The sequence below is a fragment of the Streptomyces smaragdinus genome, from assembly GCF_009604385.1.
Lineage (GTDB): Bacteria > Actinomycetota > Actinomycetes > Streptomycetales > Streptomycetaceae > Streptomyces > Streptomyces smaragdinus.
In genome coordinates, this window is the sequence record NZ_WEGJ01000022.1 from 64,718 (window position 1) to 76,993 (window position 12,276).

Sequence of the window (12,276 nt, forward strand, 5' to 3'; positions counted from 1 at the left end):
GAGGCATGAGCGCGCGACGACAAGAGATCCTGCGGGCCGCGGTGGAGCTGGCCGACGAACGCGGCCTGGCGGCGGTGACGATGCGTGCGGTCGCCGACCGGGTGGGCGTCACGCCGATGGCGCTGTATCCGCACGTCAGGAGCAAGGCCGTGCTGCTCGACGGCATGGTCGGGGAGATCCTCGGCTCCCTCGCGGCGGACGACGAGTGGACGGCGGCCGGGGACGGCGACTGGCGCGCCCGGCTGCGGGCCTTCGCGCGGGCGGCGCGCCGCCGGGCGCGCGAACACCCCTGGGCGGTGGGCCTGCTGTTCACCCGGCCCGCCGTGTCGCCGGAGGCGGTGGGCTTCGTCGACCGGCTGTACGGCGCGCTGCTGGAGGCCGGGGTGGAGCCGTCGCGGGTGCCGCGGATGGAGCGGCTGGTGAGTACGTTCGTGCTGGGCTTCGCCGCCTCCGAGGCGGGCGGCCGCTTCGCCGTCGGCACCCTCGACCCGCGTGGCCGGCGCGGGCAGCTCCCGGAGGGCGCCGCGCCCGGGCACACGGCGCTGGCGCCGTGGCTGGACCTGCCGCTGGACCTGGACGCCGAGTACGAGGCGGACCTGGACGACCTGGAACGGCTGGTGGCGGCGTCTGTCTAGGGCGCCTCGGGCCACCGCTCCGGAGCCAGCGCGACGAGATCCGCCGGGAACTTCCCCGGCCCCTGCCAGCGCCACGCGCCGACGAAGTGCGCCGCCTCCGCGATCCGCACCGGCCGCCGCACCCGCCGCGACAGCGCGCACGCCTCGGCGACGTACTGGGCCTCCAGCGCCGCGAAGCCCGGGCACGGGTTGGCGAGCTCACCGCGCACCACCCGGACGAAGGCGTCCATCTCCGCCTCGTACGCCGCCCCGAACCGCTCCAGGAAGTCCCGCCACGGCGGCCCGGGGAACTCCACCGGCTCCGGCTCCACCGACCGCAGCGGCGTCCGCGGCCCCGTCCCCACCGCGATCTGGTCCCGCTCCCCGGCCAGTTCGAGCCGTACGTCGTAGCCGGCGCCGTTCACCCGGGTCGCGGTGACCGTGGCGAGGGTGCCGTCCGCCAGCGTCAGCACCGCGGCGGCGGTGTCCACGTCGCCGGCCGCCCGGAACTCCGGCGCTCCCGCGTCCGAGCCCACCGCGTACGCCTCGACGACCGGCTGACCCGTCACCCAGGCGAGGGCGTCGAAGTCATGGATCATGCAGTCGGCGATCAGCCCCCCGGACAGCGGCAGATACCCGGCCGGCGGCGCCCCCGCGCCCGACGTCACCGCCCGCGCCGTGTGCACCCGCCCCAGCCGCCCGGACCGCACCGCCTCCCGCGCCGCCACGTACCCGGCGTCGAACCGCCGCATGAACCCGAGCTGCAGCACCGCCCCGGCCTTCCGCGACCGCCACAGGGCGTCCAGCGTGCCCGGCCAGTCCAGCCCCACGGGCTTCTCGCAGAACGCCGCCATCCCGCACTCCGCCGCCCGTACGACCAGCGACGGATGCGCCCCCGTCGGCGCGGCGATCACCACGGCGTCCGCGCCCCGCGCGAAGACCTCCTCCGGCCCCTCGTACGCCACCGCCCCGATCCGCCCCGCCACCTCCCGCGCCCGCGCGGGCGACGCGTCCGCCAGCACCACCTCGGCGACGTCCGCGTGCCGCGCCAGCGTCGCCGCGTGGAAGGCGCCGATCCGTCCCGTGCCGATGACCGCGATCCGCATGAGCCCAACGTCTCCCCGCCCGCCGGGCCTGTCAATCGGATGTCAGGACAACCGAACCACCGTCTTCCTCCCGCCCGCCCGGGCCGTTAGCGTGGAGGGCCGTGGCGAGGCGCGACGCGGGGTCCTCGGACTCCCTCCAGCTCAGCGTGGACCGGGGCAGCCCGGTGCCCCTCTACTTCCAGCTGTCCCAGCAGCTCCAGAGCGCGATCGAGACCGGCTCCCTCACCCCCGGCATGCTGCTCGGCAACGAGATCGACCTCGCCGCCCGGCTGGGCCTGTCCCGGCCGACCGTCCGCCAGGCGATCCAGTCCCTGGTCGACAAGGGCCTCCTGGTCCGCCGGCGCGGCATCGGCACCCAGGTGGTGCACAGCAGCGTCCGCCGCCCCCTGGCCCTGACCAGCCTGTACGACGACCTGCAGGCCGCCGGCGCCCGCCCCGCGACGGTTGTCCTCCGTAACGACACCGAGCCCGCCGGCCCCACCGTCGCGACCACGCTCGGCGTCCCCGAGGGCACGGAGGTCGCCGTCCTCGAACGGCTCCGCCTGACCCGCGGCGAGCCCATGGCGTACCTGCGCAACCACCTCCCCCTCGGCCTGCTCCCGCTCCCCACCACGGAGCTGGAGGCCACCGGCCTGTACGCGCTGCTGCGCCGGGCCGGCGTCACCCTGCACAGCGCCCGCCAGCGCATCGGCGCCCGCACCGCCGGCCGCGAGGAGGGCGAACGCCTCGGCGAGGCGCCCGGCGCGCCGCTGCTGGCGGTGGAGCGCACCGCGTTCGACGTCACCGGCCGCGCGGTGGAGTCCGGCGCCCACCTCTACCGCGCCTCGCGGTACACCTTCGAGTTCCAACTCCTCGAACGCGGCTGACCGCACGCCCGCCGGGCCCGTAACACCGGCCGCTCGTCCGGATGTTATGACAAAGGCATTGACGCCCCCGGCGCCCCCGGTTACATACTCCGTCAGCCGCAATGAGGCGGTGCTCGACGGAAGGCGGGGACAGATCATGAGGTACAGCCGGATGGCCCGTACGACGGTGGTGTTCGCGGCGGCGGTACTGGCGGTGAGCCTGGCCGGCTGCAGCGACTCGGGCGGCAAGGACTCGGAGGACAAACCCGAGACCGGCGGCGGGGGGAAGGCGAACACGGCGGAGATGACCATCGCGATGGTCACCCACTCGGGTCAGGGCGACACCTTCTGGGACATCGTCAAGAACGGCGCCGAGACCGCCTCCGCCAAGGACAACGTCAAGCTCCTCTACACCAACGACGACAAGGCCGACGGCCAGGCGCAGCTGGTGGAGCAGGCGATCAACCAGAAGGTCGACGGCATCATCGTCACCCTCGCCAAGCCCGACGCCATGAAGGCCGCGGTGCAGAAGGCCGTCGCCGCCGGTATCCCGGTGGTGTCGATCAACTCCGGCAGCCAGTTCTCGAAGGAGTTCGGCGCGCTGGCGCACTTCGGCCAGGAGGAGGGCGTCGCCGGCGAGGCCGTCGGCGAGCAGCTCAACAAGGACGGCCGCAAGAAGGCCGTGTGCGTGATCCACGAGCAGGGCAACGTGTCGCTGGAGGAGCGCTGCGCGGGCGTCGCCAAGACCTTCTCCGGCGAGGTGGAGAACCTCCAGGTCGAGGGTACGGACCGGCCCGGCGTCGAGGCCGCCGTGGAGGCCAAGCTGACGGCGTCGAAGGACATCGACGCGGTCGTCACGCTGAACGCCGACATAGCCTCCGCCTCCATCAAGGCGAAGGAGGCCGCCGGCTCCGGGGCGGAGGTTGCGACCTTCGACCTGAACTCGGACGTCGTCGCCCGGATGGAGAAGAAGGAGGTCGCCTTCGCGGTCGACCAGCAGCCGTACCTCCAGGGCTACCTCGCGGTGGACGAGCTGTGGCTGTACAAGCAGAACCTCAACATCATCGGCGGCGGCCGCCCGGTCCTGACCGGCCCCGCGATCGTCACCGCGGAGCAGGCCCCCGACCTGAAGAAGCTGACGGACAACGCCACCCGGTGAGCGCTTCAAAACGCGTGGTGACACATACTGGGGCCGTCGGAACAGATCATTCCGGGTGCCGTACGGCACCCGGGTTCCGGCGGCACCGGACAGCACTACGCAAGGGAACACTGGCTGTGGCACAGCGCGCGGCACTGGCAGGCACGAGGGTACGCACCTGGGTGGGAGGGGTGCTGGCGGCGGCGCTGGGCCTCGGCGCGGCGTCCTGCAGCAGCACCGGGGGCAAACGGGCCGAGGACGAGGCCGCGCAGGCCGGCGGCCGGCCCGCGGTGAGCACACCGCGCTGGACGGTGGCCATGGTCACCCACTCGGGCCAGGGCGACACCTTCTGGGACATCGTGCAGAAGGGCGCCGAGCAGGGCGCGGCCAAGGACAACATCAACTTCACCTACGCCGCCAGCCCCGAGGCGAACGAGCAGGCCCAGCTCGTGCAGAACGCCATCGACCAGAAGGTCGACGGCATCATCGTCTCCCTCGCCAAGCCCGCCGCCATGAAGGGCGTGGTCGAGAAGGCGATCGCCGCCGGCATCCCGGTGATCACGATCAACTCCGGCACCAAGGAGTCCAAGGAGTTCGGCGCCCTCACCCACATCGGCCAGGACGAGACCCTGGCCGGCGAGGCCGTGGGCGAGCAGCTGAACAGGACGGGCCGGAAGAAGGCCCTGTGCATCCTGCACGAGCAGGGCAACGTGGGCCACGAGGAGCGCTGCGCCGGCGCGAAGAAGACCTTCGACGGCACGCTGGAGAACCTCTACGTCGAGGGTACGGACATGCCGTCCGTCGAGCAGTCCATCGACGCCAAGCTGACCGCCGACCCGGCGATCGACGCTGTTGTCACCCTCGGCGCGCCCTTCGCGAACACCGCCGCGCAGGCGAAGAAGCGGGCCGGCAGCGACGCCGAGATCTCCACCTTCGACCTCAACGAGGGCGTCGCCAGGTCCCTCCAGGACGGCACGCTCGCCTTCGCCGTCGACCAGCAGCCGTACCTCCAGGGCTACGAGGCGGTCGACCTGCTGTGGCTCTACAAGTACAACGCGAACACCCTCGGCGGCGGCCTGCCGGTGCTCACCGGGCCGCAGATCGTCACCAGGGACGAAGCCGCGGAACTCGAGAAATACGCGAGGCGGGGGACTCGATGAGCTCGACCACCACACAACCCGACGACACCACCGACGAGCGGCTGCTGCACCGCTCGCTGTTCAGCAGACTGCTCGGCCGTCCCGAACTCGGGTCGGTCATCGGCGCGGTCGCCGTGCTGGTCTTCTTCGGCCTGGCCGCGGACAGCTTCCTGCGCAGCATGGACACCGTCCTGTACGCGGCCTCCACGATCGGCATCATGGCCGTCCCCGTGGCGCTGCTGATGATCGGCGGTGAGTTCGACCTCTCCGCCGGTGTGCTCGTCACCGCGTCCGCGCTGGTGTCGTCGATGTTCTCGTACCAGATGACGGCGAACGTCTGGGTCGGCGTGGCCGTCTCGCTGCTGGTCACGCTGGCGATCGGCTTCTTCAACGGCTACGTGCTGATCCGTACCGGACTGCCCAGCTTCATCGTCACCCTCGGCACCTTTCTGATGCTGCAGGGCGCGAACGTCGGCGTCACCAAGGCCATCGACGGCACGGTGACCACCAAGAGCATCGAGGACATGGAGGGCTTCTCCTCCGCCCGTGCCGTGTTCGCCTCCACCCTCAGCATCGGCTCCTGGGACCTGCGGGTGACGATCCTGTGGTGGATCGTCCTGGTGGCGCTCGCCACCTGGATCCTGCTGCGTACCCGCGCCGGGAACTGGATCTTCGCGGTCGGCGGCGGCGGACCGGCCGCCCGCGCGGTCGGCGTCCCCGTCTTCCGGACGAAGATCGGCCTGTATCTGGGCGTCGCCGTCGGGGCCTGGATCTCCGGGCAGCATCTGCTCTTCTCGTTCGGCGTCATCCAGTCGGGCGAGGGCCGCGGGCTGGAGCTGCACTACATCGCGGCGGCCGTGATCGGCGGCTGTCTGCTCACCGGCGGCTACGGCTCGGCGATCGGCGCCGCGATCGGTGCGCTGATCTTCGGCATGACCAAGCAGGGCATCGTGTACGCCCAGTGGGACGCCGACTGGTTCTGGTTCTTCCTCGGGGCGATGCTGCTGCTCGCCACGCTGCTCAACGCATGGGTCCGCAAGCGGGCGGAGGCCGCGAAATGAAGTCCGACGACACCGGGGCACCGTCCGTACCGCTGGTCGAGATGCGGGACGTCAGCAAGTACTACGGGAACATCCGCGCGCTGGAGGGGGTGTCCCTGGAGGTCCACGCCGGGGAGATCACCTGTGTCCTGGGCGACAACGGGGCCGGCAAGTCCACCCTGATCAAGATCATCGCGGGACTGCACCGGCACGACGCCGGCGACTTCCGGATCGAGGGCCGCCCCGCGAAGCTCGCCAATCCGCGCGACGCCCTCGACCGCGGCATCGCCACGGTCTACCAGGACCTCGCGGTCGTCCCGCTGATGCCGGTCTGGCGGAACTTCTTCCTCGGCTCCGAGCCGACGAAGGGCCGCGGACCGCTGCGCCGGCTGGACGTCGAGCTGATGCGCCGCACCACGTACAGCGAGCTGCTGCGCATGGGCATCGACCTGCGGGACGTCGACCAGCCCATCGGCACCCTCTCCGGGGGCGAACGCCAGTGCGTGGCCATCGCCCGCGCGGTGTACTTCGGCGCCAAGGTCCTCGTCCTGGACGAGCCGACCGCCGCCCTGGGCGTCAAGCAGTCCGGGGTGGTGCTGAAGTACGTGGCCGCCGCCCGGGACGCGGGCCTGGGTGTGGTGCTGATCACCCACAACCCGCACCACGCCTATCTGGTCGGCGACCGGTTCATCCTGCTCAAGCGGGGCGTGATGGCCGGCAGCCACCCCAAGCCGGAGATCACCCTGGACGACCTCACCCGCGAGATGGCGGGCGGCGGCGAACTCGAACAGCTCTCCCACGAGCTCGAGCGCGCCCCCGTACCGGATCACCTGGGCGGACACGAAACCGGTCACTCTGCGTGAGTCGCCGCGGGGCCCCGGAGGAAGCGGGGCCCCGCGGCGTAGGGCAGAATCGGGGCCGATGAGCGCCAATCGCGAAACCTCGTACAAGGGAGCCGCCCGCGCGACGGTCCTGCGCAGCGTCAGCAGCCGCGAGCGCCGGTCGCATCTGACCGCGCCCCGGGTGCCGACCGTCGGCATCGACATCGGCGGCACCAAGGTCGCCGCCGGCGTCGTGGACGCCGACGGGAACATCCTGGAGCGGATGCGCGCGGAGACCCCGGACAAGTCCAAGAGCCCCCGGGTCGTCGAGGACACCATCGTCGAGCTGGTGCTGGACCTCTCCGAACGGCACGACGTGCACGCGGTCGGCATCGGAGCCGCCGGCTGGGTGGACGCCAACCGCTCGCGCGTCCTGTTCGCCCCGCACCTGTCCTGGCGCGACGAGCCGCTGCGCGACGCCCTCTCCTCCCGCCTGCGCGTTCCCGTGATGGTCGACAACGACGCCAACACCGCAGCCTGGGCCGAATGGCGCTTCGGCGCCGGACGCGGCGAGGACTACCTCGTCATGATCACGCTCGGTACGGGCATCGGCGGCGCCATCCTGGAGGACGGCCAGGTCAAACGGGGCAAGTACGGGGTGGCCGGCGAATTCGGCCATATGCAGGTCGTCCCCGGCGGCCACCGCTGCCCGTGCGGCAACCGCGGCTGCTGGGAGCAGTACAGCTCCGGCAACGCCCTGGTGCGCGAGGCCCGCGAGCTGGCCGCCGCCGAGTCGCCCGTCGCGTACGGGATCATCGACAAGGTGCAGGGCAGGGTGGGGGACATCACCGGCCCGCTGATCACCGACCTGGCCCGCGAGGGCGACGCGATGTGCGTGGAGCTGCTGCAGGACATCGGCCAGTGGCTGGGCGTCGGCATCGCCAACCTCGCCGCCGCCCTCGACCCCGGCTGCTTCGTCATCGGCGGCGGCGTCTCCGCGGCCGACGACCTCCTCATCGGCCCCGCCCGCGACGCCTTCCGCCGCAGCCTCACCGGACGCGGCTACCGGCCGGAGGCCCGTATCGCCAAGGCCCAGCTCGGCAACGACGCCGGCCTCGTCGGCGCCGCGGACCTCGCCCGCCTCGTCGCCCGGCGCTTCCGGCGGACGAATCGCCGCCGGGTCGAGCGCTACGAACGCTTCGCGCAGGTGGTCGGCAAGTGATGACGGACGAAGCCGACCGCCCCACGGCCGACGACACCCCCGAGGCCCCCCACCACCCCCCGCCGCGGCGGCTGCCGGCCGGCTGGAAGGGCGGTGTGATCGTCGCGCTGCTGATCCTCGTACCGCTGGTCTATCTCTGCATCTCCTTCCTGCAGAGCCGCGACGCCGGCCGCAGCAAGGAGGAGAGCGCGGAGGCGACCGGGCTCGTCCTGGGCTGGCCCAGCCGGATGCAGCGGCGGATCTACGACATCAAGCCGCCGATGAACGTCGACCCGATCTCCTTCTACGAGTTCAACTCCTGGGAGAAGAGCAGCCTGTACGTCGAGTTCACGACGAACGAGGCGGGTCTGAACGCCTTCATGAAGTGGTCCGACGGCCACCGCTCCGACCTCGTCGAGGGCTACAACCCGATCACCCACGGACAGGCGAAGCGGGTCCACTGGAGCTTCGGCGACGGAAGCGACTGGTGGGGCTGGTCACGCCCCCGCCCGGGCGCGGAGCCGGATCTGGCGGTCGCCGTCGACCTGTCGGACCAGACGCATCCGACGGTGCGTGTGGTGTCCACCACGAAGTTCTGAACCGCAGCGGGAAGGGGCTGGACCGACGATGAGGCTCACCAAACGAGGACACGCCTGTATCCGCCTCGACAAGGGCGACAGAACCCTGGTCGTGGATCCCGGCGGCTTCTCGGAGCCGGACGCCGCCGAGGGCGCGGACGCCCTCCTGGTCACCCACGAACACCCCGACCACTTCGACGAGCCCCGCCTGCGCGCGGCCCTCGAGGCCAACCCCGCCTGCGAACTCTGGACGCTGCGGTCGGTCGCCTCCCAACTGGCCGCGGCCTTCCCCGGCCGGGTCCACACGGTGGGCCACGGCGACACGTTCACGGCGGCGGGATTCGACGCGGAGGTACACGGCGAACTCCACGCGGTGATCCACCCGGACCTCCCCCGCATCACGAACATCGGCTTCGTCCTGGACGGCACGGTCTTCCACCCCGGCGACGCCCTGACGGTGCCGGAGCGCCCGGTCGACACGCTGCTCCTCCCGGTGCACGCCCCGTGGAGCAAGATCTCGGAGATCATCGACTACGTCCGCGAGATCAAGCCCTCACGCGCGGTGGACATCCACAACGCCCTCCTGTCGGACGTGGCCCCCCTGGTATACGACCGCCTCCTGGGCCCAACGGGCCCAGGAACGGGCGGCGCAGAGCACCTGCGGCTTGCGCCGGGGGAGAGCGTGCCGGTGTAGGGGAGGGCTCTGTCCTTCCGGGAAGCCCCGACTGCCTGCTCTGTCCTTCCGGGAGGTGCCGACCAGCTGCTTTGTCCTTCCGGGAAGTCCCGACCATCCGATCTGCTTTCCGGGCGGAGCCGACTGCATGTCGGGCGGTGGCGAGCGACAAGATCTGTTCCTGCCGGACCGGCGGCAGACAGCGAAAAGCACCCCTCCCAGCCCGGCCGGCGTTTGAGGCCGAGGCGCGAAGCGCCGACAAGGGGGTCCGGGGGCGGAGCCCCCGAAAGTGGTCCGCGTCACGTGTCAGACCCCCGCGCTAAATTAGCCGCATGGCTCTTCGCATCGCGACGTGGAACGTCAATTCGATCACCACAAGGCTCGACCGCATCACCGGCTGGCTCCGCTCCACCGACCCGGACGTGGTCTGCCTCCAAGAGCTGAAGTGCACCCCCGAGGCCTTCCCCACCGCCCCCCTCCGCGCCCTCGGCTACGAGGCGGCCTTCGTGGCCGACGGCCGCTGGAACGGCGCCGCCGTGCTCTCCAGGGTCGGCCTCGAGGACATCACCCACCACCTCCCCGACCAGCCGCAGTACGACGGCGTGACCGAACCCCGGGCGGTGGGAGCGACCTGCGGCCCGGTCCGCGTCTGGTCGCTCTACGTCCCGAACGGCCGCGAGGTGGGCCACGCCCACTACGCCTACAAGCTGAAGTGGCTGGAAGCCCTCCGCGCGGCCGTGGCGACCGACGCCGCGGGCTCCCGCCCCTTCGCCGTCCTCGGCGACTTCAACGTCGCGCCGAAGGACGAGGACGTCTGGGACATCTCCCTCTTCGAGGGCGCCACCCACGTCTCCGAGGCCGAGCGCACGGCGCTGATCGAGCTCCAGAAGGAGGGACTGTCGGAGGTCTACCCCCGCGCGCTGAAGTACGACATCCCCTTCACCTTCTGGGACTACCGCCAGCTGGGCTTCCAGAAGAACAAGGGCATGCGCATCGACCACGTCTACGGCAACGCCCCCTTCACCGCCGCCGTGACCGACTCGTACGTCGACCGCGAGGCCCGCAGGCCCGGGAAGAAGGACGCGCCGGCCTCCATGGCCCCCTCCGACCACGCGCCGCTGGTCGTCGACCTCGAGCTGTAGCGGGCTGTCCGATCCGGAGGCGTTGATCCGCTTTGTGCGTGCCTGTGGCGCCGACATCGGTCGGAGTGCGACCGTAGAGGTATGAACATCTCCTTCCTGGACAACTGGCGTAAGCGGCACGACGGCACCGGCGTGACGGACGTGTTCTCCCCGGGCGGCCGGGAGACGGATCAGGAGGGAATCACCCAACTGCTCTCCGAGTGCGATCTGCTGCGCTCCCAGGCGGCCGGCTCCAAGGTCGAACTCGACGACACCTGGCGCTCCCTGGAGGCGCTGGACCAGCTGGTGCCCCGCTGGCGCGACGACCCCGAGGTGATGCCCTGGCTGGGCAACGACGCGGGTCTGTATCTCGGTACGGTGATCGTCCGTACCGTCCCGGGCGCGCGCTGGGTGCTGTCGCCGGACGGGCGCCCGGTGGTGGAGCTGGCCTCGGGGCGCGAGGTCGACGTGGTGGAGGTCGGGCTGGCCTGGGCGGAGACGGGGACGCCGGAGCTGTCGCAGATGTACGCGGAGGTCTCCGAGGACTGAGTGTTTCCATAACCGGCGCGTTAACGCATGATGCGAGATCCGCTGTTGTTCCCGTCCTGACCACGGCCGATGCTGGGGCCATGGCACCGGCCCGGACGTGCCGGAGCCCCCGGCCCGGCCGGCGTCAGGAAGGGATTGCCGCTCATGGGGGACGGTCGACAGCTGGTCGAGCGCTATCTGGAGGTGTGGAACGAGGAGGACCCGGCCCTGCGCCGGGCGGGGATCGAGGAGGTGTGGTGCGAGGACGGCATCTACATCGATCCCGAGGTCGCCGTGGCGGGCCGCGCCGCGCTGGACGCGACGGTCGCCGCGGTGCGTGAGCAGCACCCCGCCCTGGTCTTCACCCTGACCGGCGAGGTCGACGTCCGCCCCCGGCTGGCCCTGTTCTGCTGGCAGCACGGCGTCGCCGGCGGCGCGGAGCCGCTCGCGGTCGGCTTCGTCCTCGCGGTCCTGACCGACGAGGGCGACCGGATGCGCTCCGTCCACGTGTTCATGGACGAGCCCTATCCCGAGCCGCTGGCGCGGGCCGGGGTGTGACTCAGCCGGTGAAGTCGATGCTGTACTCGAGCCGCCAGCGGTCGGCGCGGACCACGACGTCGGAGGTTTCGACCGGCCGGTCGTCCGCGTCGTAGTGCGTGCGCTCCACCACGGTCAGGCACTGCCCCGGCGCGCAGCCGAGGGCCTCCGCCTCCGCGCTGGTCGCGGCCCGGGAGCCGACGATTTCGGCGGCCCGTACGACGCGGATGCCGATCGCCGCCATCCGCCCGCGCACCCCGCGCCGGGCGTACGGGCCGCGCTCGGGGAAGACGACGTCCGTGCCCTCGGTGCGGGCGAGGGGCTCCCAACTGGTCGCCAGCTGTACGGGCCTGCGGTCCGCCAGATACTCGTACCGGGTGCACATCACCCGGTCGCCGGCCGCGATGCCCAGCCGCTCGGCGACATGCCGCGGGGCCGGGGTGGTGACGGAGGTGGCCTCCCAGGCGACGGCCGTGTCCGGGGTGGAGATCCGGGCGGCGAACGGGGTGTCCACGGTGCCCGTGTCGCGCAGCAGGGTGCCCAGCGGGGTCCGGTCGGTGACGAACACCCCCCGGCCGAACTGCCCCTGGGCGTATCCGGCGGCCTTCAGGACCCGTACCGCGCGGTCCACCGTCTGGTCGCTCGCCGCGTAGGCGCGCTTCAGCTCGGAGCGGGACGGGATCTGCGCCCCCACCTTGAGCTCGCCGCTGTCGATGCGGTCGCGCAGCTCGTCCGCGATGCGCTGGTACACCGGCCTCGTATCGCCCATCCCCGGGCTCCCTTCCCCGCGCGACGTGACCCCTTTGGGCCCCGCCGGACGGCGGTCCGCCCGAAGGGGCGGGGACGTTACGGCGGTTGACCCGAGTCAAGGCTAGGTACTCAGGGCGATTCTTGGTACCTAGGCAACGAGGCCGTCGCGAGGGGCGGCCGGGGCC

Annotated in this window: 14 protein-coding genes; 12 read left to right on the forward strand and 2 right to left on the reverse strand. The window is 71.8% G+C overall.

Annotation, left to right across the window (positions count from 1 at the left end; genetic code table 11):
- The first annotated feature begins 5 nt into the window (after positions 1-5).
- Positions 6-635 (forward strand): TetR/AcrR family transcriptional regulator, encoded by a 630-nt coding sequence (locus SRB5_RS23765; RefSeq protein WP_153455385.1) that lies wholly within the window; start codon positions 6-8, stop codon positions 633-635.
- On the opposite strand, the gene SRB5_RS23770 is transcribed toward SRB5_RS23765, so the two are convergent.
- Positions 632-1,720 (reverse strand): Gfo/Idh/MocA family protein, encoded by a 1,089-nt coding sequence (locus SRB5_RS23770; RefSeq protein WP_153455387.1) that lies wholly within the window; start codon positions 1,718-1,720, stop codon positions 632-634. The genes SRB5_RS23765 and SRB5_RS23770 overlap by 4 nt on opposite strands.
- A 101-nt stretch (positions 1,721-1,821) precedes the next feature.
- Here SRB5_RS23770 and SRB5_RS23775 point away from each other — a divergent pair, with 101 nt between their 5' ends.
- The 11 genes from SRB5_RS23775 (at position 1,822) to SRB5_RS23825 (ending at position 11,362) form a co-directional block, all read left to right on the forward strand.
- Entirely contained in the window at positions 1,822-2,586 is a 765-nt protein-coding gene (locus SRB5_RS23775; protein WP_323378363.1) for a GntR family transcriptional regulator, read from the forward strand.
- 136 nt (positions 2,587-2,722) lie between these two features.
- Complete coding sequence (locus SRB5_RS23780) at positions 2,723-3,724, forward strand: sugar ABC transporter substrate-binding protein (protein ID WP_228390398.1); 1,002 nt, start codon at positions 2,723-2,725, stop codon at positions 3,722-3,724.
- A 116-nt stretch (positions 3,725-3,840) separates the two neighbouring features.
- The gene (locus SRB5_RS23785; RefSeq protein WP_456114913.1) at positions 3,841-4,863 is read left to right on the forward strand and encodes a sugar ABC transporter substrate-binding protein; all 1,023 of its coding nucleotides are present in this window, start codon (positions 3,841-3,843) and stop codon (positions 4,861-4,863) included.
- Positions 4,860-5,903 (forward strand): ABC transporter permease, encoded by a 1,044-nt coding sequence (locus tag SRB5_RS23790; protein WP_153455389.1) that lies wholly within the window; start codon positions 4,860-4,862, stop codon positions 5,901-5,903. The genes SRB5_RS23785 and SRB5_RS23790 overlap by 4 nt, the downstream gene beginning before the upstream one ends.
- The gene (locus SRB5_RS23795) at positions 5,900-6,745 is read left to right on the forward strand and encodes an ATP-binding cassette domain-containing protein (protein WP_153455391.1); all 846 of its coding nucleotides are present in this window, start codon (positions 5,900-5,902) and stop codon (positions 6,743-6,745) included. Before SRB5_RS23790 ends, SRB5_RS23795 begins: the two co-directional genes overlap by 4 nt.
- Before the next feature lie 58 nt (positions 6,746-6,803).
- Positions 6,804-7,925: an ROK family glucokinase gene (locus tag SRB5_RS23800; RefSeq protein ID WP_153455393.1), complete on the forward strand. Its 1,122-nt coding sequence runs from the start codon at positions 6,804-6,806 to the stop codon at positions 7,923-7,925.
- On the forward strand, positions 7,925-8,503 hold the full coding sequence (locus SRB5_RS23805; protein WP_153455395.1) for a hypothetical protein: 579 nt from the start codon (positions 7,925-7,927) through the stop codon (positions 8,501-8,503). The genes SRB5_RS23800 and SRB5_RS23805 overlap by 1 nt, the downstream gene beginning before the upstream one ends.
- Before the next feature lie 28 nt (positions 8,504-8,531).
- Positions 8,532-9,176, forward strand: coding sequence for an MBL fold metallo-hydrolase (locus tag SRB5_RS23810; RefSeq protein WP_153455397.1), 645 nt, complete (start codon positions 8,532-8,534; stop codon positions 9,174-9,176).
- 311 nt (positions 9,177-9,487) lie between these two features.
- Positions 9,488-10,297 carry an exodeoxyribonuclease III gene (locus tag SRB5_RS23815; RefSeq protein WP_153455399.1) on the forward strand — a complete coding sequence of 270 codons (810 nt, stop codon included), beginning with the start codon at positions 9,488-9,490 and terminating at the stop codon, positions 10,295-10,297.
- A gap of 81 nt (positions 10,298-10,378) precedes the next feature.
- A complete protein-coding gene (locus SRB5_RS23820; protein WP_153455401.1) occupies positions 10,379-10,825 on the forward strand; it encodes a DUF6278 family protein in 447 nt (148 codons plus the stop codon).
- 144 nt (positions 10,826-10,969) lie between these two features.
- The gene (locus tag SRB5_RS23825; RefSeq protein WP_153455403.1) at positions 10,970-11,362 is read left to right on the forward strand and encodes a nuclear transport factor 2 family protein; all 393 of its coding nucleotides are present in this window, start codon (positions 10,970-10,972) and stop codon (positions 11,360-11,362) included.
- 1 nt (position 11,363) lies between these two features.
- On the opposite strand, the gene SRB5_RS23830 is transcribed toward SRB5_RS23825, so the two are convergent.
- The gene (locus tag SRB5_RS23830; RefSeq protein WP_153455405.1) at positions 11,364-12,110 is read right to left on the reverse strand and encodes a GntR family transcriptional regulator; all 747 of its coding nucleotides are present in this window, start codon (positions 12,108-12,110) and stop codon (positions 11,364-11,366) included.
- Positions 12,111-12,276: the final 166 nt, after the last annotated feature.